This window comes from Desulfovibrio sp. 86 (genome assembly GCF_902702915.1).
Classification (GTDB): Bacteria; Desulfobacterota; Desulfovibrionia; order Desulfovibrionales; family Desulfovibrionaceae; genus Desulfovibrio.
The window spans coordinates 1,810,423-1,830,637 of record NZ_LR738849.1 but is presented as its reverse complement, the minus strand read 5'-3'; the positions used below and the strand labels follow the sequence as shown (position 1 = coordinate 1,830,637).

Annotated in this window: 15 protein-coding genes, 3 tRNA genes and 1 pseudogene; 12 read left to right on the top strand and 7 right to left on the bottom strand. The window is 60.1% G+C overall.

What is annotated here, in order from left to right; genetic code table 11:
- The first annotated feature begins 208 nt into the window (after positions 1 to 208).
- Both DESU86_RS07605 and DESU86_RS07600 read left to right on the top strand, forming a co-directional pair.
- Positions 209 to 619, top strand: a complete 411-nt coding sequence (locus tag DESU86_RS07605) for a thioesterase family protein (RefSeq protein ID WP_179980502.1) — start codon at positions 209 to 211, stop codon at positions 617 to 619.
- A gap of 99 nt (positions 620 to 718) precedes the next feature.
- Positions 719 to 1,264, top strand: coding sequence for an NADPH-dependent FMN reductase (locus DESU86_RS07600; protein WP_179980501.1), 546 nt, complete (start codon positions 719 to 721; stop codon positions 1,262 to 1,264).
- A 416-nt stretch (positions 1,265 to 1,680) separates the two neighbouring features.
- Here the strand turns inward: DESU86_RS07600 and DESU86_RS07595 are convergent, their stop codons facing one another.
- Entirely contained in the window at positions 1,681 to 1,968 is a 288-nt protein-coding gene (locus DESU86_RS07595) for a FeoA family protein (protein WP_179980500.1), read from the bottom strand.
- A gap of 19 nt (positions 1,969 to 1,987) precedes the next feature.
- Here DESU86_RS07595 and DESU86_RS07590 point away from each other — a divergent pair, with 19 nt between their 5' ends.
- The 4 genes from DESU86_RS07590 to DESU86_RS07575 all read left to right on the top strand — a co-directional run bounded on the left by DESU86_RS07590 (position 1,988) and on the right by DESU86_RS07575 (position 7,771).
- Complete coding sequence (locus DESU86_RS07590) at positions 1,988 to 2,353, top strand: hypothetical protein (protein WP_179980499.1); 366 nt, start codon at positions 1,988 to 1,990, stop codon at positions 2,351 to 2,353.
- A gap of 261 nt (positions 2,354 to 2,614) precedes the next feature.
- Entirely contained in the window at positions 2,615 to 3,436 is an 822-nt protein-coding gene (locus DESU86_RS07585) for an acyltransferase (RefSeq protein WP_179980498.1), read from the top strand.
- Between the two features lie 38 nt (positions 3,437 to 3,474).
- A complete protein-coding gene (locus DESU86_RS07580; protein ID WP_179980497.1) occupies positions 3,475 to 6,747 on the top strand; it encodes a DEAD/DEAH box helicase in 3,273 nt (1,090 codons plus the stop codon).
- A 91-nt stretch (positions 6,748 to 6,838) separates the two neighbouring features.
- Positions 6,839 to 7,771, top strand: a complete 933-nt coding sequence (locus DESU86_RS07575) for a Dyp-type peroxidase (RefSeq protein ID WP_179980496.1) — start codon at positions 6,839 to 6,841, stop codon at positions 7,769 to 7,771.
- A 531-nt stretch (positions 7,772 to 8,302) separates the two neighbouring features.
- On the opposite strand, the gene DESU86_RS07570 is transcribed toward DESU86_RS07575, so the two are convergent.
- Positions 8,303 to 9,418 carry a polysaccharide deacetylase family protein gene (locus DESU86_RS07570; protein WP_179980495.1) on the bottom strand — a complete coding sequence of 372 codons (1,116 nt, stop codon included), beginning with the start codon at positions 9,416 to 9,418 and terminating at the stop codon, positions 8,303 to 8,305.
- 274 nt (positions 9,419 to 9,692) lie between these two features.
- On the opposite strand from DESU86_RS07570, the gene DESU86_RS07565 reads away from it, so the two are divergent.
- Positions 9,693 to 9,768: transfer RNA gene (locus tag DESU86_RS07565), tRNA-Val, on the top strand.
- 8 nt (positions 9,769 to 9,776) lie between these two features.
- Positions 9,777 to 9,853, top strand: a tRNA-Asp gene (locus DESU86_RS07560).
- 742 nt (positions 9,854 to 10,595) lie between these two features.
- Here the strand turns inward: DESU86_RS07560 and DESU86_RS07555 are convergent.
- Complete coding sequence (locus tag DESU86_RS07555; protein WP_179980494.1) at positions 10,596 to 12,848, bottom strand: putative bifunctional diguanylate cyclase/phosphodiesterase; 2,253 nt, start codon at positions 12,846 to 12,848, stop codon at positions 10,596 to 10,598.
- Positions 12,849 to 12,976: 128 nt separating this feature from the next.
- Between DESU86_RS07555 and rimO the strand changes: the two genes are divergently transcribed.
- The gene (rimO, locus tag DESU86_RS07550) at positions 12,977 to 14,305 is read left to right on the top strand and encodes a 30S ribosomal protein S12 methylthiotransferase RimO (RefSeq protein WP_179980493.1); all 1,329 of its coding nucleotides are present in this window, start codon (positions 12,977 to 12,979) and stop codon (positions 14,303 to 14,305) included.
- A gap of 242 nt (positions 14,306 to 14,547) precedes the next feature.
- Here rimO and DESU86_RS07545 read toward each other — a convergent pair.
- Positions 14,548 to 15,455, bottom strand: a pseudogene (locus DESU86_RS07545) (flagellin N-terminal helical domain-containing protein).
- Between the two features lie 389 nt (positions 15,456 to 15,844).
- Between DESU86_RS07545 and DESU86_RS07540 the strand changes: the two are divergent.
- Positions 15,845 to 16,363: an Hsp20/alpha crystallin family protein gene (locus DESU86_RS07540; protein WP_179980492.1), complete on the top strand. Its 519-nt coding sequence runs from the start codon at positions 15,845 to 15,847 to the stop codon at positions 16,361 to 16,363.
- A gap of 354 nt (positions 16,364 to 16,717) precedes the next feature.
- Positions 16,718 to 17,614, top strand: coding sequence for a flagellin N-terminal helical domain-containing protein (locus tag DESU86_RS07535; protein ID WP_179980491.1), 897 nt, complete (start codon positions 16,718 to 16,720; stop codon positions 17,612 to 17,614).
- Between the two features lie 479 nt (positions 17,615 to 18,093).
- Here the strand turns inward: DESU86_RS07535 and DESU86_RS07530 are convergent, their stop codons facing one another.
- Both DESU86_RS07530 and DESU86_RS07525 read right to left on the bottom strand, forming a co-directional pair.
- Positions 18,094 to 18,780, bottom strand: coding sequence for a metal-dependent hydrolase (locus DESU86_RS07530; RefSeq protein ID WP_179980490.1), 687 nt, complete (start codon positions 18,778 to 18,780; stop codon positions 18,094 to 18,096).
- A gap of 35 nt (positions 18,781 to 18,815) precedes the next feature.
- Entirely contained in the window at positions 18,816 to 19,388 is a 573-nt protein-coding gene (locus DESU86_RS07525) for a UbiX family flavin prenyltransferase (RefSeq protein WP_232088414.1), read from the bottom strand.
- Between the two features lie 382 nt (positions 19,389 to 19,770).
- Here DESU86_RS07525 and DESU86_RS07520 point away from each other — a divergent pair.
- Positions 19,771 to 19,847, top strand: a tRNA-Arg gene (locus DESU86_RS07520).
- A gap of 134 nt (positions 19,848 to 19,981) precedes the next feature.
- Here DESU86_RS07520 and DESU86_RS07515 read toward each other — a convergent pair.
- Positions 19,982 to 20,131 (bottom strand): hypothetical protein, encoded by a 150-nt coding sequence (locus DESU86_RS07515; protein WP_179980488.1) that lies wholly within the window; start codon positions 20,129 to 20,131, stop codon positions 19,982 to 19,984.
- Positions 20,132 to 20,215: the final 84 nt, after the last annotated feature.

Sequence of the window (20,215 nt, the reverse complement as noted above, 5' to 3'; positions counted from 1 at the left end):
TGCACACATCCGCCCGCGAACGCCACCGGCATTCGCGGGCGGACACTTTTAGAGCATTTTCAAAATGAAATTGCTCTACGGCCAGACTTGATAGCACCCCGTATCTTTTCTACTATCTGCCGTGACACCCCCAAGCGGGCCCCTGGCAACCTCCAATGCAAGGCCACGCCCTGGCTCTTCCTGACCGGGCAAGGCAAACGAGGCAAGAATGAAAAAGATTCTGGAGCCGGGCATTACCGGCACATCTGAAACCACGGTCAGTGAAGACATGCTGGCCTGCCGCGTTGGCAGCGGCCTTGTGGAAGTTTTTTCCACAGCCATGATGATAGCCTGGATGGAAGCCACCGCCGTGGCTCTGGTGCAGGACGCCCTGCCCGAAGGCATGACCACCGTGGGCACCAAGGTGGACGTGGTTCATTTGGCGGCGACCCCCTGCGGCATGAAGGTCACCTTCACCGCCGAACTGACGGCCGTGTCCGCCAACGGCAAAGGACTGACCTTCAAGGTCAGCGCGCATGACGAGGCAGGGCTTATCGGCGAGGGCGTTCACGAACGCGTTGCGGTAAACAAGGAAAAATTTGAAAACCGCACCCGCGACCGCAAGGCCTGCGACTGCTGACATCCCCCACAATCCGGCAGTCAAACCATTCCATAGGCTTTCGCTGCAAAACTTGTTAGGCTGGGGCTGTCCGCACAGCCGGACACAAGGAGAATACCTATGAGCACTCTGACCTTCGTGGGCATTTCAGGCAGCCTGCGCCGCGCCTCCCGCAATTCGGGACTGCTGCGCTGCTGCGCCGCCCATCTTCCCGAGGGCGTCCGTATGGAAATAGCGAATATTTCCGCACTGCCCTTCTATAATGAAGACATTGAAAAACCCCAGGCCGCCAAAGACCTCATCGCACAGGTCGCCGCTGCGGACGCCCTGGTGCTGGCCTGCCCGGAATACAACTATTCCCTGGCCCCGGCCCTGAAAAACGCGCTGGACTGGGTCTCACGCGAACCCAACCTCGCGCCGCTTTCAGGCAAGGCCGTCTGCATCGTGGGCGCTGGAGGCGGCATGGGCACCAGCCGCAGCCAGTACCATCTGCGCCAGGTCTGCGTGTACCTGAACCTGCACGTGCTGAACAAACCCGAACTGTTCTCCAATGCCTTCACCCCCTGCTTTGACGACAAGGGCAACGTGGTGGACGAGGCCCTCGCCAAACAGACCGCCGAGGTCATGCAGGCCCTTGCCCAGTGGACACGCCAGTTGAAGAAGTAAGCTTTTGAAGTGCGTTCACGGTGCAAGGCACGATGAAATGTGCGGTGCAATGTTCGATACAATGTTCGGTGTAATGCTTTGTGGGGGAGGGACCCTTTTGCAAAAGGGTCTCCTCCCCCACACCCCCACCCCCTAAAACTCTTATTGTGTCTTACACGGTGAAATGAAAACCCGCTCCGGCATGCCGGAGCGGGTTTTCAGTCTGCCTTTGCGGCAATGCATGGCTGACAGGGTGGAGGCGGCTTTTCTGACTGTGCACGGTCTGCGTCGCGGGCCACGCCGGATTGTCATGCGAGCGGTTTATCGTTGAAAAGGTTCCGGCGGCTGCGGGAAAGGCGTGTGCCGCGAGACATAACTCAATACATTCATAATGCTACGCAGAGGCACGAAAGATTGAAACCTTGGGGCCTACGCGCTTACCGTTTTGGCGCTTTGGCGGCGGCTGGCGCTTGCGCCTCGCTGTTCTGGCGCACCATGATGGCCTTGGCCTCACGGCGGCGCAGGGCAATGGTGACTTCCGCGCAGCGCAGGGCCAGGGGGTCGCGCAGGGGAGCATACCCCACCACGGAAACAGGCATGCCCGAACCAAGCCCCATGTCGCGTATCCTGCGGGCCAGTTCACCCCTGGCATTGATGCTTACAATAAACGCAGGCTCGCCAACTTTGAGGGCTGTGATCGGAAAAACATTTTCAGACCTGTCCATATTCCCCCCAACAACAAAAATGAACTACGTCCACGCGCTCCATGCGGCAGCACCCACCGGCAATACCGGCTGCCAGTACCAACTGGCAGTATCGACGCACCGACCAGTGACCAACCCGTGGCCCGACCAGGGCCACGCCACACAGACTTTTGAACCTGAACCAGAGCGCACACGGCATGCGACGGCCAGGGATTTTCAAGGAGACGTAAAAGTAAAAACAAATTTCATTTTCAACCTATTCCAAGCGGCATCCGCCGTCAAGGCTGGCCGCAATTATTTAAACAAATTATTCCGGCAAGTAACAACAATTCATCCTGGCTTGCCGCTGCGCCTCTGCGCCGACCTCTCGACCACCGGGGGCAAGTCTGGCATTCTTGCCCGGTGATTGAGGGCAAGCCCGCGCCGGTTTCACGCAAAGGGCGTACGCCTGATCACCACAGACTTAAGGAAGCACTGAGTAAAGAGCCTCCTGGAAACGCGCTGGTATTTCCTTTGGCAAGGCGCGATATTTTTTCAAGCAGGAGGGGACTCTTCTATCCTCCACTGTTTCAAAAAAAGTGAAGCAAGTCCGCCAAACGGAATACATCCGCGTTTCCTTAACAGAAAAATCTGGCACCCGCCCAAACGCCGCCAGAGGAAGATCATCATGAACATGCTGCAAAAAGCTCTCAGCCGGGGTCTCACCCCTGCCAATATCATAAGCTACGCCTGCCTTCAGATCATGACGCGCTGGGGGCGCTTTTTTGGCGGCCTGCGGCTGCGCTGCAAGGCCGCCCTTCTTGGCGTGCCCGTAGGCTTCGGCGTCACGGCGCACGGCCCGGTGGGCCTCATGCGCTGGCCGGGCAGCCACATCACCATCGGCGCGGGAACCAGCCTCATTTCTTCCTGGCGGCGGGCAACGGCTGCGGCTCTGGCCACGCCAGTGCGCCTGCGCACCTTCGGCCCCGGCGCGCGCATAGATATCGGGCCCGGCGCGCAACTCAGCGGCACGTCCATCACGGCACGCTCCACAACCATCAGTATAGGGCGGCAAGTGCTCATCGCGCCCAACTGCATCATTGTGGATTCGGACTTTCACGCCCACTGGCCGCCCGAAGCCCGCGCCACCGAACCGGGCATGGAGGGCGACAGGCCCGTGACCATCGGCGATTACGCCTGGATTGGCCTTAACTGCATCATTCTCAAGGGCGTCGCCATTGGCGAGGGAGCCATCATCGGCGCGGGCAGCGTGGTCACAAAGGACGTGCCGCCGCACAGCCTTGCCGTGGGTTCGCCCGCGCGCGTGGTGCGTTCTCTTGTTCCCGGCCAAGACCGCGCGGCCGCCGCGCACGCAGCCAGCCACGCGGCGAATATCCCGCAATCCCAGGCCGCGCCGTCCGAGCCCCCGCTGGCCGGGGTCGCGCATGCTGCCGATCCCGCAACGCTCGTCGCGCCGTCCGAGGCCCCGCAGGGAGGCTTTGGGCAATGACCCTTTCCCGAGCGAAAGCCCCCTGCATGGAAGCGTAAATGTCTGTCGGTTCCTATATTGCCGCCCTGCTGGCTTCCGAGAAACTTGGCGGGCAGGTCACCTGCCACCGCCTGCTGCCCGCCGCCGAGCCGCAGTACGCCCAGACGCGACTGCCCTGGCCCACGGCCATCAGCCGCATCCTCGAGCAGCGCGGCATAGCCGGACTGTACAGCCATCAGGCCCTGGCCACGGATCATATCCGCGCGGGGCACTCCATTGTGGCGGCCACGCCCACTGCCAGCGGCAAAAGCCTCATCTACAACCTGCCTGTGCTGGAGCGCCATTTGCGCGACCCCGACGCGCGCGCCCTCTATCTTTTTCCGCTCAAGGCCCTGGCGCAGGATCAGCTTGCCGCCTTCAACGCCCTTACGGCCACATGGCCCAAGGACGCCCGCCCCGCCGCCGCCCTGTATGACGGCGACACCACGGATCACTTCCGCCGCAAAATCCGGCGCGACCCGCCCGCAGTGCTCATCAGCAATCCCGAAATGCTGCACCTGGGCATCTTGCCCCACCACGAGCAGTGGGCCGCCTTTCTGGCGGGCCTCACCCACGTGGTGGTGGACGAGGCCCACACCTATCGCGGCGTGTTCGGCGCGCACATGGCACAGGTCTTCCGGCGGCTCAATCGGCTGGCCGGACGCTACGGCGCAAAGCCCGTCTATGTGCTGTGCACCGCTACCGTGGGCAACCCCGGCGAACTGGGGGCAGCGCTCACCGGCACGGCATACCCCGCTGCGGACGAGAACAGTGCGCCAGGCGGCACAGGCAGCGGCACAACCCATAGCGCAACTGGCAATATTGTCACAGCAACCGCTCCGGTGTTCCAGACCGTGAACTCCGCCGCGCCGCCGCCCGTTGTCATCGACAAGTCCGGCGCGCCGCAAGGCCCACGGCATTTTGTCTTTCTCAACCCGGAGCAGAGCCCGGCCACGGCGGCCATTGATCTGCTCAAGGCGGCCCTGGCGCGCAACCTGCGCACCATTGTCTACTGCCGTTCGCGCCGCATGACCGAGCTTATCAGCCTGTGGGCCGGGCAGTCCGGTTCTTTTGCCAGCCGCATTTCCGCCTACCGCGCAGGCTTTCTGCCCGAGGAGCGCCGCAGCATTGAATCGCGCATGGCCAGCGGCGACCTGCTGGCCGTGGTCAGCACCAGCGCCCTTGAACTGGGCATCGACATCGGCGGGCTGGATGTCTGCATTCTGGTGGGCTATCCCGGCACGGTCATGGCCACCTTGCAGCGTGGCGGCCGCGTGGGCCGGGCGCAGCAGGAATCCGCCGTGATCATTGTGGCGGGCGAGGACGCGCTGGATCAGTATTTTGCCCGCAATCCCGACGATTTTTTCAGCCGCCCGCCGGAAAAGGCCGTGGTCAACCCGGACAACGAAGTCATCCTGGCCCGGCATCTGGAATGCGCCGCCGCCGAAATGCCCCTGCGCCCCGGCGAACCCATGCTCGCCAGCGCCGCCGCCCTGACCGCCGCCCGCCAGCTCAATGCCCAGGGTCTGCTGCTGCAATCGGCGGACGGCAGCCAGCTCATGGCCTCGCGCAAGCGTCCCCAGCGGCATGTGGATCTGCGCGGCACAGGGCAGACCTTCAGCATTGAAGACGAGCAGGGCCACATCATCGGTTCTGTGGACGGCTTTCGCGCCTGGCGCGAAACGCATCCCGGCGCTGTCTACCTGCACAGGGGGCGCAGCTACATCATTGACGACATGGACCCGGCCCGCGCCCGCATCATGGCCAAGGAGGCCAAGGTGGGCTGGTTTACCCGCACGCGCGGTCAAAAAACCACGGACATTCTTGAGGAAACCGCGCGCATGTCTCTGGGCCGCGCGCTGGTGTGCCGGGGCCGCCTGCGCATTATCGACACCGTCACGGGCTATGAGAAGCGCTCCACCTCTGGCAACCGCCTGCTGACCATCACGCCCCTGGACGCCCCGCCCCAGGTTTTTGAAACCGAGGGCCTGTGGTTTGTCATCCCCGACAACATCCGCGCGGAGATGGAAGACAACTTCATGCACTTTATGGGCGGCATCCACGCGCTGGAGCACGCCGCCATCGGCATGCTGCCCCTGCTCATCATGGCCGACCGCAACGACTTTGGCGGCATATCCACGCCCATGCACGCCCAACTGGGGCTGTCCGCCGTCTTTATTTACGACGGCCTGCCCGGTGGCGCCGGCCTCACGCGCCAGGCCTTCGGCGATGCCCGCGCCCTGCTGGAAGCCACCTATAAAACCGTGGCGGCCTGCCCCTGCGAGGACGGCTGCCCCTCCTGCGTGCATTCGCCCAAATGCGGCTCCGGCAACCGCCCCATAGACAAGCGGGCGGCCCTGGAACTGCTGCGCCAGTTGCTGACGCCCGGCGCAGAAGGCGACACGCTGCGCGAAAAACTGGTCATAAGCCCGCCGCCCCTGCGCCCAGAGCTTGAGTTTGCGGCAGCCGGGGTCACGGCGGCTCCCCAATCCCGGCCCGATACCGCCGCAAGCCCGCACAACGCGCCTGCGCCCGCCGCTCACGCTGGCAACGGCTTTTCCACAGCCATGTCCGCTCCCGCAAACAGCGCCGCTCCCGCCCCTGCGGGCGGCCCGGCAGAAACTCCGCCGGTCAGGACGGGCAGCGCGCTCCCCCATTATCCCACAGGCCACGGCGCCAATACCGCACCGGCCAGCACTGAAGGAGGCTCCCCCATGACAGATCTTATGGGCTACATATCCTTGCCGCCGCCAGAGCATTTTGTGGTTTTTGACGTGGAAACGCGCCGCTCCGCAGCCGAGGTGGGGGGCTGGCACAAGGCTGGCGACATGGGCGTCAGCGTGGCCGTGGCCTATGACAGCCGCGATGATGATTTTTTCAGCTACACGCAGGACGAGTTGCCCGCCCTGTTTGAGCGCATGCGGGCATCCGGCCTGGTGGTGGGCTTCAACAGCCTGCGTTTTGACTATGCCGTGCTTGCCCCCTTCGCCCCTTTTGACCTGCGCAACCTGCCGAGCCTCGACATCCTGCAGCGCATCAAGGACAGGCTGAGCTACCGCATATCGCTGGACAACCTTGGTCAGGCCACCCTTGAAGCGCCCAAGAGCGCCGACGGCCTGCAGGCCCTGCGCTGGTGGAAAGAAGGCAAGATGGACGAAATAGCCGCCTATTGCCGCATGGACGTGGACCTGACCCGCCGCCTCTACCTCTACGGACTGGAACACGGCCACCTGCTGTTCACCAACAAGGCCGGGTCGCGCGTGCGCGTTCCTGTGGATCTGCGCTCCTCTTGAGCATTTTTCTTTTACACTGCGCGGCGGCTGTGCGATCAGCCCCGAAACACACGTACAACAACCCTCTTACAATTACGCACAAAGGCTGCAGATGAAACCGCAAGATGTCACCAATACTCCGGGCGAACACGCCATTTTTATGGTTTTTGGCCTGCGCGACACTAAAGACGCGCCCACAATAATCAAAGACCTGTGCGCGGATTTTTCCGCCGTTGCCAGAAGCATGCGCACCCGCCTGCCAGCAGCGGCCATCAGCTGCATCATGGGCTTTGGCGCGGATGCCTGGAGCAGACTTTTTCCCCAGCGCGGCAAACCCAACGAGCTGGAACCGTTCAAGGAAATCAAGGGCGACAGGCACATTGCCGTTTCCACGCCCGGCGACATTTTCTTCCACATCCGCGCCGCGCGGCTCGATGTCTGCCTTGAAGCGGCCTCCATCATCAGCGCAAAACTGCAAGGCGCGGTGTACCCCATAGATGAGGTGCAGGGCTTTCGCTATTACGACGGGCGCGCCATCATCGGTTTTGTTGACGGCACCGAAAACCCCGAAGACGAAGCGCGGCTGGCGGCTGCCGTCATCGGCGCTGAAGACGCGGACTTCGCGGGCGGCAGCTACGTCTTTGTGCAAAAGTACCTGCACGACATGGACGCCTGGAACGCTCTTACGACCGAAGAACAGGAAAAAGCCATCGGCAGGCGCAAGTTCAACGACGTTGAACTCAGTGACGAGGAAAAGCCCGAAAACGCGCACAACGCCGTTACCAATATCGAAGACGAGCACGGCAACGAACTGAAAATCGTGCGGGCCAACATGCCCTTTGCCAATCCCGCCAAGGGAGAGTTCGGAACCTATTTTATCGGCTATGCAGGCAAATTCTCCACCACCCGCAAAATGCTTGAAAACATGTTCATCGGCGAACCCGTCGGCAACACTGATCGGCTGCTGGATTTCAGCACGGCGGCCACAGGCACGCTGTTTTTCGTTCCCTCGGCGGAACTGCTCGAAGAATTGGGCGAAGATTAGAGCAAAAGGCTTTGTAGGGGAAAAGCTTTGTGGGGGAGGGACCCTTTTGCAAAAGGGTCTCCTCCCCCACACCCCCTCCCCCTAAAACTCTTATATGCGTTTCAGTGGGTTACAAGGGGGTAGCCAAATTCGGGACACGGGGCCGCAAGCAGGGCCTTCACGGCAAACACCTGCGCGCCAGCCAGCCGCGGCGACCCGAAAAAGCCCCGAAAATACAGAACCGCCCTTTGCAGGTCTGCCCCATAGGGGACAGACCTGCAAAGGGCGGTCGTTCATTTTTCGTTTGCGCTTTGGGAGACTTTTTTAAAGGTAGAATCTGGACAGTGTCGCCACGAGATGAATTTTCAGTCATATCACGGCGAAGTTCGACGCAGAAATACCAGAAAAGGCGCTCGTGACGACGCTGTCTAGAGCAGTTTACGAATGAAATGAGTAAATGCTCTGCAAGGATTTTTCTGAAAATCCTTGCCACGAAATGCGAGTAGGCGGGCTTTTGCCTGCCGTACGCGAGCATTTCAAGTGTTAAATGCTCTAAGATTTTGCGCTGCCGTCGGATTTAGAAACTGTGCCGCCTGCGGGCAGGCTGGAATTGGGGCCAGGGGCCAGCGGTGCTGCGCGGAGCGGGCTTTCGGCAGGCTGCTGCACCGGCAGACGGATTTGCCCGCCATCGGCGCTGCTGGCCTGACTGTCTCCCTGATCGTTCCGTTGCGTCTCCCCTGCTGCCGCAGTGTCCTCAGCGTGCCAGGGACGGCTGGTGCGGGCCAGAGGAAGGGCGGCGGTGCCGGCCGGATAACTTTCTGGCGGCAGTTCCTGAAAACTCTCCCTGACTTCGCCGGGCTGGCCGGATTTGCGGGCCGTCGCCTCTGGAGTGGGGCCGTCCGGCTCCATATTGCCTGGATGACCGGCGGGTTGCGTGCGGCGGGTCATCAACATGCCCGGCTCGGGGTCAAGCAGACCGTCCAGATAATCGCTCACGGTCACAAAGCGCTGACAGCCGCCTGCACGCAGATCGCTGATGATGCGGGGCAGGTCATCAACCGTGCGTTTATGCGAATCATGAAACAAAAAAATGCCGCGCAGGGTGCCTGGCGCATAAATGGTGCCCCGTGTGCTGCGCAACGTGGCATAGTTGGGGGGCAGGCTTTTCCAGTCGCGACTGTCCAGCGACCAGAGCATTATGCTCAGGCCCAGCTCTTCGGCTGCGGTCACGGTATACGTGTCATAAGACCCATAGGGAGGCCGCAGAAAGGTGGGATTGGCCCCAAGCGACCGCAGGATGCTGTCCGTACGGGCGATTTCGTGCGCCTTGTTTGCAGGTGAAAGCAAACGCAGGTTGGGATGCGAGTAGGAATGGTTGCCCACCTCATGCCCTTCGGCCAGAATGCGCCGCACAATGTCGGGGTAGCGCTCCGCCTGCTTGCCCAGGAGAAAAAAGGTGGCCGGTATGCCGTATTCATTCAGCATGTCCAGCAACTGCGGGGTGTTGGTGGAAGGGCCATCGTCAAAGGTCAGGGCACACAGGTTTTCACGCATGTGCTGGTCCATGATGACGCTGCCATCCACAACGCGGGCCTCAGCGGCAGGAGCCGCAAACAAAGCCAGTCCGAAAAAAAATACCGCCAGACGGCGAATCCATTGGGGGTTCATTACAGTGCCTCGAAAAAACTGCTGTCACTCCATCATTCCGGCCTTTCCAGCTGCGTGTTTTGCCCGCTAGCAGAAGCCAATCGCAAGAAGTGCTAAGGGAGGGTCTAGCACTCACCCCGCTCTGGCGCAAGGCAATGAAGACGCCGTGAATGCTGAATTTTACAATTATTCAATAATTTCATATGGATAATTTTTTTCCTTTGTAAAAATTTTTTTACCGAATAATTTTCTCTTGACTCTTAGGGGGCTTTTGCATAGAAACGTGTCTCCGGGAGGGCAGTTAGCTCAGCTGGTAGAGCACCGCCTTCACACGGCGGGGGTCACAGGTTCAAGTCCTGTACTGCCCACCACAAAATCCGGAGCGGTAGTTAAGACGGTTATAACGCCGGCCTGTCACGCCGGAGGCCGAGGGTTCAAGTCCCTTCCGCTCCGCCAGAAAGTTGAAGAGGAGCCAGTATACTGGCTCCTCTTTTTCACTGGTTCCCCCTCCCCATCTGCCGACGCCGCTGCCCCGCCGGGCCGACGCGTCCCCCTGGTCTCTTCTGCGCGCATCGACGCCGCAAAAATACGCTCGCACCGCACACGGCTCCATCATTGGCGCGTCACAGCGCAAATAAACAGCGCTTACGCCTCTGCGGCCGGGCGTCTGCTCCCGCATCCGCCAATCCTGCGTAGTTCAATTTTCCGGAACCCACGCACGCTGCACTCTCGTGCAACGTTAGAGCATTTACACTTTTTCAAAGGTAAAATGCTCTATACTCACGTACAGCGTCAGGGCATGTTCCCTTTTTCCAAAGGGAGCATGCTTCAAATGCAATAAGAGTTTTGGGGGGTGGGGGCGTGGGGGAGGAGACCCTTTTTTAGAGCAGTTAACTTTGATAAAAGTTAACTGCTCTAACGCTGCACGAGAGTGCAGCGCGCCACAACGTGGCGTGGATTCAGCCGAGCTTTAGCCGTTGCGACGAAGGAAGCTACGGATAAAGACAGCGATTGGTTAATGGAACGGGCAGCCTACTGATGGCTGTCGTTACCGGTAAGCGGCAAAGAGCCGCTAACGGATAACGCAAATCGCATTTTCGGCTGAATGACAACTTTGAAATGTGAAACATTTCAAAGTTAATCTGGTCTAAAAGGGTCCCTCCCCCACAAAGCATTTCACGAACTAAGGATACAAGCGCTAAAAGTCGCAGAAGGTTTTTTCGTCGCTGAGGGGCAACCCCTTTTCATGGGCGTCTTTATCCAGCAGCGCGTCAACCCAGAAGGCTTTTTCCTGAATAAAGGACAAGACCTCAAAAGTGGCTTCATCCAGAGGTTGGGAATAGTAGAAGCCCTGGGCGCAGTTGCACCCGCAGGACATGAGAAAGCGGGCATGTTCAAGGGTTTCAACGCCTTCTGCCACGATTTTCATGTTCAGGTCTTTGGCCAGGGCAATGGTGTTGCGGGCCACGATCTGCCCGCGTTCATTGTCGGTGCCGTCGCTGATGAACGTGCGATCCAGCTTGACGATGTTAAAGGGCAGATCGCGCAGGGAACTCAGCGAGGAATAGCCCGTGCCAAAGTCATCCATGGAAAAAACGAAGCCCCTGCCCTGAAGCTCGTACATGCACTGGATAAGCGCTTTTTCGTTGTCAAAAAAGGCGCTTTCGGTCAGTTCCAGTTCCAGCAGGTGCCGGGGCAGGCGATATTTGTCCGTCAGCTGCACCAGTTTGTCGATCAGGGTACCGTCGTTGAAGTGCAGGCGGGACACGTTGACCGACACGGGCATGGCCTTGTAGCCCTTGTCCAGCCACATGCGCAGGTTCTGGCAGGTGAGGTCCCAGATATATTCATCCATGCGCACGATAAAGCCATTGCGTTCGAAGAGCGGCACAAAGCGCCCGGGCAGGATGAGTCCGTCCTGGGGGTGCTGCCAGCGCACGAGCGATTCGGCCCCGACGATGCGCCCGCTGGACATCTCCACCTTGGGCTGCAGATAGAGCCTGAACTGCTTCTGCTCCAGCGCGCTGTACATCTGGTCGGTGATATAGCTCTCGCCGTGCAGGCGTTCGCGCAGGGCATCATCATAAAAGGCGTAGTTCGTAAGGTCGCTGCCCTTGATGGTTTTTTGCGCCAGGTACGCCCAGTCGCAAAGCACATGGGCTGGCGTGCGGCGGTTTTCCACCGGGCAGACGCCAAAGAAAAGCTTGACCCTGAACGTGTCGGAATAGTGTTCGAGCCTTGTTGAAAGCGCGTGTATGAAATGCTGTATCTTGTCTTCGTCGCCAGTGATGCACACGGCGAACACATCGGCGGTCAGGCGGGCAAAAGCCTCATTTTCAAGATTGAGGCGCTGGCGGATCAGGCGGGCGATGGCCCGCAGCAGGCGGTTGCCCTCCTCCAGGCCGAAGGCCTCGTTGATGGCCTTGAAGCCCGCCACGTCAAAGCGCAAAACCGCGTAGGGCTCGCCCGGGTTGTCGCGCAGCACGGCTTCAACCTTTTCAAAAAACGTCTGGGTATTGTACGCGCCGGTCAGGGGGTCGAGTTCGGCGCGCAGGCGCAGGGCCTGCTCGGTGCGGGTCACGGCATCCACATCATTGAGAGTGCCGATGTACCGGTCGCCCGGGGTGTCGTCGGACAGGTAGGTGTAGGTGACCTTGCACCAGATGAACTGCCCGTCGCGGCGGCGCAGGCGAACGGTCATCTCGCCGGAACGTATGCCCAGCGCAAGGCGCGAAAGGCAGGTGTCAAAAGCCGTGCTGTCGCCGGAGTACAGCACATTGTCCTCGCGCCAGACGTCAAAGGGGATGCGCCCGTTGTAGTCGCCAGCCAGCAGTTCGGCAATGCGCGGGCTGATGTAGCTGAGTTCGTTGTCACGCCATTCGAACACCAGGGTCCGCGTATGGTCAACCACCGCCTTGTAGCGCAGGTTGTCCAGCTTCTGGCGTTGCAGCAGGTCGTTTTCACGGATGATGCTTGAGGCCCGCTTGAGCTCATCCACATCCTGCACGCATCCCAGATATACCACGTGATCTATGCCTGGCTGGTGGATGGGAAAGGCCGTGATCCGCACCCAGCGGTACTCCTGATTACGGGATTTTCTGCGTATATCAAGGGTGGCAAAGGGTTGCCCCTGCGCCTCGAGTTCATGACGCGCAAGAGGGTCCCAGAAGCGCATCATGGCTTCGGTATCGTCGGGATGCACAAGACCTTCCACTGCCTCGCCAAACAGGCTTGACAGCGAGACGCCTTCCGTTGGCGGCAGGAAAACGTCGCTGCCCCTATACAGCACGCGCGCTTCATCTTTTACAAAATCAAGCAGGTATATTTCGTCGTAAACATTACGCAAGACACTGGAGTAGCACTGCGCTTCCACTGCACCAGAGGAAAGGCACTGCATGCCAGCGTTGTTGGCGGGTAATTCGGGTTGGCGTTGAAGAAAATTGATTTTCATAATTGCATGTTTGCCCGGGTATGGCGCTCTTGAGAGAACTTCCTAACTTATAGCCTAACACTTAGGTTCGTATTATGCAAATGACCAGTACTGGTGACAAGGCGTCCCCTCATCTGTAGAATCCCTTCATGACACACGAAACAAGCCTGAAAAAACTTAACGTCTGGTCACTGAGCCTTGGATGCCCCAAAAACAGGGTGGACAGCGAGCGCTTGCTGGGCTCATTGGGCGTGCCCGTGAACCATGTGGAACACATGGGCCGCGCCGACCTCGTCTTTATTAATACCTGCGGATTTATCGACCCTGCGGTTCGTGAATCCGTGCGTGCGGTCCTGGATGCCGGACAGCGCCTTGGCTCCTGCAAAAGAAAGCCCCTGCTGGTCGTGGGCGGCTGTATGGTCGGCCGCTATGGAGCGGAAGGACTGGCTGAAGATCTGCCCGAGGTGGATCTGTGGCTGCCCACGGCGGTCCTGCCGCTCTGGCCGTCCATGGTGGCGGATGCCCTTGGTCTGCCGCGTCCGCCGGAGTCTGTGCCGGGCGGGGGCCGCCTGCTTTCCACAGGGCCGTCCTACGCCTGGCTCAAGGTGGGCGAGGGATGCAGGCACAATTGCGCTTTTTGCACCATTCCTTCCATCAGGGGAGGGCTCAAGTCCCTCACGGCCGAGCACATAGTTGACGAGGCCCGGGCCCTGCTTGGACAGGGCGTGCGTGAACTGGCGCTGGTGGCCCAGGATCTCACGTCCTGGGGCGCGGATCTTGGTTATAAAAACGGCCTCCCCTCCCTGCTGGAAAAACTGGTCGGGCTTGAGGGGCTGGCATGGCTGCGCCTCCTGTACCTCTATCCTACCGGGGTAAACCCGGAACTGCTGCAACTTATCAGGGATACCGGAGCGCCGCTCCTGCCCTATCTGGATATTCCCTTGCAGCACGCCCACCCCGATGTGCTTTCCCGCATGGGGCGGCCCTTTGCGGGCAATCCCCGGCGGGTGCTTGATACCGTGCGGCAAATTTTGCCGCAGGCGGCGCTGCGCACCACCTTCATTGTGGGCTACCCCGGCGAGACGGAAGAACACTTTGAAAGCCTGTGCCGCTTTGTGGAAGAAAGCGCCTTCCAGCATGTGGGCGTTTTTGCCTACTACGCCGAGGAAGGCACCCTGGCGGCCACCTTGCCCGACCAGATACCTGACGAGGTAAAACAGTGGCGGCGCGACACCCTTATGGACATACAGGCGGACATCAGCGAACGCCTGCTGGCGGCCCATGTGGGCAGCCGCATGCAGGTGCTTGTGGACGCGCCGCATCCCGAATGGCCGGGCCTGCACAGCGGACGCGTGTGGCTTCAGGCGCCGGAGGTGGACGGCATCACCTATGTGAGCGGCCCCGGCGTTACGCCCGGCGCCCTTGTCGAATGCGATATTGTTGAAAATACGGAGTATGACCTGACGGCCCTGGCATAAGCGCGCGAGATTCTTTGTCCGTCTGCCGGAGCAGCCGGGCAGATGTCTGAACATTCGCCGCATCTGGCGGGCGGCTGTCTTGTCCGCATTGTTTCAGCCTGTGGCGGCGTGGGCTGCGGGCCACCCGTGGGCCCAGGCATGGACTGTTTCGTACGCAAGTATCCCCGGAGGTTGCCCTCCGGGGACATTTGTGTGCGTGCGGAGGCACGCCCTCAACCATGTCCGGCCTGAGCCGATCCATGTTAGCCAATAAGCTTCATGGCCATCTGAGGCATGCTGTTGGCCTGCGAAAGCATGGCCACAGCGGACTGGGTGAGGATCTGGTTGCGCACGAATGACGTCATTTCCGTGGCCACGTCCACGTCGGAAATGCGGGATTCGGCAGCCTGCAGGTTCTGGGACTGGGTGGTGAGGTTGGAGATGGTGTTTTCCAGCCTGTTCTGCAATGCGCCAAGTGAGCACGGATCTTGTCCTTGGAGACCACTGCGGCATTGAGCCCCACCAGGGCCTTCTGTGCGGCTTCCTGGGTGGAAACCGTACGGGCGTCAGCCTTGGCAGTGTGAGCGGTAGCCTGGTTGCCCACACCCAGAGCCGAGGCGGTGCTCGTGCCGATCTGGATGTAGTAGTAGTCTTCCGCCGAGTCGTTCATGGTGCCGAAGTGGATCTTCATCTTGCCGGACGACTCAAGCTTGCTTGTGCCGCCGCCAGTACCCTTGTGGGTGTCGCTGGACAAACTGCCGTCAAGCAGCTTGAGGCCGTTGAAGTCCGTGGCATTGGCAATTCGGGTAATTTCCGAAGCCATGGCCTGGTACTCCGAGTCGATCATCAGACGCTGCGTGGAGTCATAGGTGCCCGTGGCGGCCTGTTCAGCCAGTTCCTTCATGCGGATGAGCTTTTCGTCGATGACGCCCAAAGCGCCGTCAGCTGTCTGGATGAGGGAAATGGCATCGTTGGCGTTACGCACACCCTGCTGCAGAGCGGCTATGTCGGTACGCATCAACTCGCGAATGGCGAGGCCAGCGGCATCGTCAGCCGCAGAATTGACGCGCAGACCCGTGGACAGACGCTGCACCGAAGTTGACAGCTTGCCGTAGTTCGATGTCAGCGTATTGGCCACCTGCGTGGCCATCTGATTGTGATTGATATACATGACATTCCTCCTTGAATGTTCTGCATGCCCGGCGGCGCTTGCGCGCGCCCGCTTCCTTGCGGACTGCCGCCGCACAATGTTCGAGTAACGAACGGATGATGGTTATACCTGTTAACCCCGTCCCGTATTGATGCGGGCGGGTCCCCAATCACATGGGCCTTTTGTTTCCTGCGGAATTCGTGGCCGCGAGGTAAAAACTGCCCCCCTAACCTGCGCATGTGCTAAAGCAGGAATCATGCCAGTGGTGGATACCCGGTAAAGTCAAATTATTGTCAGGCCGCCCTGTCGGCTGCCGCACACTTTTTCAAAAAGTTTTCAACACGGTCTTGACATATATAAAGTTATATTTATCTTACAGATATAACTTTTTCCACAGGAGGTTTTGCATCATGCGTAACAACCTGCGTCTTATACCCAGCCGATGGTTTGTACCGCGCGAAGCACTGCGTCAACGCGAAGGGACGGGCCATAAAATCGATGACATTGACAGGTTTTTCCAGGGCTTGTTTCAGGGCATGCTGACACCTTGGGACAGCATGCGGGGAGACTGGCAGCGGCCGAAAGAGGACGAGGCCCTCATGCCCAGCATGGACATGACCGGCGATGAAAAAGCCTATGTCCTCAACGTGGAGTTGCCGGGCGTGGAACCTGAAAACGTGGATGTTTCCGTGAAAGATCGCGAGCTTGTCATCAGCGGCGAAAAAAAGCGTGAAACGACGGAAGAAAATGAAAATTGCTGCGTGGCGGAACGGGTGTTCGGCTCTTTCCGGCGGATTTTGGGCCTGCCGGAAGATGTGGACATAAACGGCATAAGCGCCAGCCATAAAAACGGCGTGCTGCGCATAACCATTCCCCGCAAGGCTGAAGCCTTGCCGGAAGTGAAAAAGATTGAAATCGCCAAAGCCTGATCCGGCGCATGCGCCGGAACGCAGACGAAAAACCGCCGGGCCTTGAGCCCGTGAGCGAAGCCGCGCACGCGCGGCGCCCTATCCTCCTCCGTGCGGGTCTGACGCTCCGACCCGCAAGGGCCTCCGCCACTGTGGCGGGGGCCCTTTTTTATGCGGCAATATTTGCCGCGCCGCAAAAAAGCCCCGCCTGGGACGCGAATTTTATCCTCCCCCTAGAGCATTTAACTCATTTCATTCGTAAACTGCTCTAATGCCCTTTGCATTATGGCCGATATGACTGGCAGAGGCGGTACTACGCAAGGACGCGTTGGCATTTCGCGCCGCCTGGGACGTACAGCATTCATGGAGGAATGTATGTATATCAATCACAACCAGATGGCCACGCAAGTGTCCAACACGTTGACAGCCAACTATGGCAACCTGCGCACCTCGGTGCAGCGCCTGTCCACGGGCCTGCGCATCAACTCCGCTGCTGACGACGCCGCCGGCCTCGCCATCCGCGAACTCATGCGCACCGACATCGCCGCCCTGCAGCAGGGCGTGCGCAACGCCAATGACGCCATTTCCCTCATCCAGACCGCTGACGGCGCTTTGAGCGTCATCGACGAAAAGCTCATCCGCATGAAGGAACTGGCCGAACAGGCCGCCACCGGCACCTATGACTCCACGCAGCGCCTGATGATCGACTCGGAGTACCAGGCCATGGCTTCGGAAATTACCCGAATCGCCAACGCCACGGACTTCAACGGCATCAAGCTGCTGGACGGAAGCCTGTCCAGCGACACGCACAGCGGGGCTGCCATGAAGGCGACCGGCAAGATGAAGATCCACTTCGGCAGCATGAACGACTCGGCGGAAGACTACTACTACATCAAGATCGGCACGAGCACCGCCTCGGCCCTGGGTGTAGGCAACCAGGCCACCATTCACACCGCCAAGGCTGACGCCCGTACGGTTTCCACACAGGAAGCCGCGCAAAAGGCCCTGGTGGGGCTCAATGCCGCCGTAATCTCCAAGGACAAGATCCGTGCTCACCTTGGCGCATTGCAGAACAGGCTGGAAAACACCATTTCCAACCTCACCACCCAGTCCCAGAACCTGCAGGCTGCCGAATCCCGTATTTCCGACGTGGACGTGGCCACGGAAATGACGGCATTCGTGCGCAACCAGATCCTCACCCAATCCGCTGTGGCCATGCTTTCGCAGGCTAACAGCATGCCCCAGATGGCGCTTTCGCTCATCACCAGGTAGGGCTGGACAACCACGTGGTGGAGGGCGTTTGCCCATGATGGCCCTGCGGCAGGGGAGTGCTGCGCGGCAATAAAAATAATGACGGACGGTCTGCTCATGGCAGGCCGTCCGTCCTGTTTTTAAGGAAACGCCGCCAAACGAAACACCTGTGCGTTTCCAGGAGGCTCTCTAGAGCATTTAACACTTGAAACGCTCGCGTACGGCAGGCAAAAGCCCGCCTACTCGCATTTCGTGGCAAGGATTTTCAGAAAAATCCTTGCAGAGCATTTAACTCATTTCATTCGTAAACTGCTCTAATCAGTGCTTCCTTAATGCCTTGCCCTGCGCGGGCCGCAAGACAGCGCGAAGTCACGCTGGCGCAACTGCCCTAAAACATTTTACCTTTGAAAAAGTGTAAATGCTCTAACGCTGCACGAAAGAGCGGCGCGCTGCACGCGCGTGCAGCATTGGAGCCTGACCTCTTTCAACCCATAAAATGCCTAGACGGGGAAAGAAAGCGTCTGCCCTGGCGCCATGGTCACGCAGGCGCAGGGCAGAGCAAGCTTTGCCAGCTCCGCTTCAAAGGCCTTTGTGTTCTGCTCCAATACGGGAAAAGTCCCCCAATGCATGGGCACAACGCTTTTGCATCCGAGCAGCTTGCAGGCCAGGGCGGCCTGGGGGGCGTCCATGGTAAAAACGCCGCCAATGGGCAGCAGGGCCACGTCAATGCGGTACAACTGCCCCCACAGGGCCATATCGCCAAAAACACAGGTGTCGCCGGAATGATAGACCGTGAGGCCGTCGGGCATACGCACTATATAGCCTGTGGGACACCCGGAATCACTGGTATGGAAAGCCTGGGTCATGGTCACGCTGATGCCCTTGTGCGTCACCGTGCCGCCGATGTTGAAGCCGATGCCGTTGAGTATCTGGCTGTCGGGCAGCCCGGCGGCAGCCTTGTGGGCCGTGCCCACCACAGCGCCCAGCATGGCCCCCGTGGCCTGGCAAATATCCGCGGCAGCGCCCACATGGTCGCCGTGGTCGTGGGTCACGAGCACAAGATCCGCAGGGCCCACATCGGCAACCGTGAGGCCGAACTGCGGCGCCAGAAAGGGGTCAATGACCACATGCGCCTCATTGCAACTGATCTTGAACGCTGAATGTCCCAACCATCGTATAGCACTCATAAGTATCTCCTCATGGCTATGATCTGCGGTGTCCGTCATCCGGGCCAGCGGCCCAGGGTATGCGGCAGGGGCACCTGATCAAGTATGCGTCCGCACATGTGCAGCAGCATGTCGTCCAGGGTTTGCGGATTCAGGTAAAAACCGGGAGAAAACGGCATGATGACGGCCCCGGCCTCGCTCACTGTGAGCATATTGCGCAAGTGGATGGACGAAAGCGGGCTTTCACGCGTCACCAGCACCAGGGGCAGGCGTTCCTTGAGCGCCACGTCAGCCGCCCGATGCACAAGGTTGCGGGTGGCTCCTGACGCAATGGCCCCCAAGGTGCCCATGGAGCAGGGAACCAGAATCATGGCTGCCGGACTTGCCCCCCGGCGCCACCACGAGCCGCTTGACGGCCCGGCCCCGAGGTTGTCGGCGTCATAGCTCTGGCTGGCATGCGCGGTCAGCAGTTCCGGGCCGCTCCCGCACTCGGCGCGCAGCACGGCTTGCGCGCCATGCGAGACGACGCAGTGTACGCGCACGGCAGGCATGGCCGCCAGGCAACGCAGAAGGCATACCGCCAGCGGCATGCCGCTGGCGCCGCTGACGCCCACCAGGATGTCGCGCACAGAGGGATCGGGCGTCTGTGCCTCCGTGCGGGCTGGCTGGCTGGCCGCCCCAGGTGCGCATGGTGTTGTTGCGCATGGCGGCGAAAGAATGTCTGACATGATGATTCTCCGTAATAAGGACCAGCGCAACCGGTGAAGCACGCCAGTCTCCCTGATCATGCATACCCGACAACGCTACGCCGTGCAAACAACGGCGCGCCGCCCAATGTTGCTCCCGGCTTTCCCTGCCCAGGACGTGCGGGGCCTTCCCGCTTCTGCCGTTCTCTTGCCCCATCCAGCGCGCTGCGTCCTGAACGTGCAGGCCTTGTGCAGCATCACGGAATCCCTGCGCACTGGCGGCCTTGACAGCGGGGGCGAGTCGGCATATCAAGACAAATCTTGTGCGCCCGTAGCTCAGTCGGATAGAGCGTTGGCCTCCGGAGCCAAAGGCCGTGCGTTCGAATCGCGCCGGGCGCACCATAAAAAAACAACAGGTTATCCATAGTTATGGGGAACCTGTTTTTTTTATTTGATGCCAATTTGGCGCCAAATGACAACAAGTTTTCCCCCCACCTGCCCGAACGTGGCCCCCTCCTTTCCTCCCGGAGGGCCGCCTAATGCCGCCCCCAACATCCATACACTCCCAGCCTTCCAATGGCCTTGTCGTTGACCTCTTCGCAGGCGGCGGAGGTGCGTTTGAAGGCCTCGCACAAGCCCTTGCCCGTGCCCCTGACAGTGCAATCACGACCCGTAGGCACGACCATCCACGTTGTTCCGTCCCGTGGCACTTTTGCGCCTGCGGGCCGGCCCTGGCCGCAGACGCAAAAGCAATCCGCATTTCATGCCGC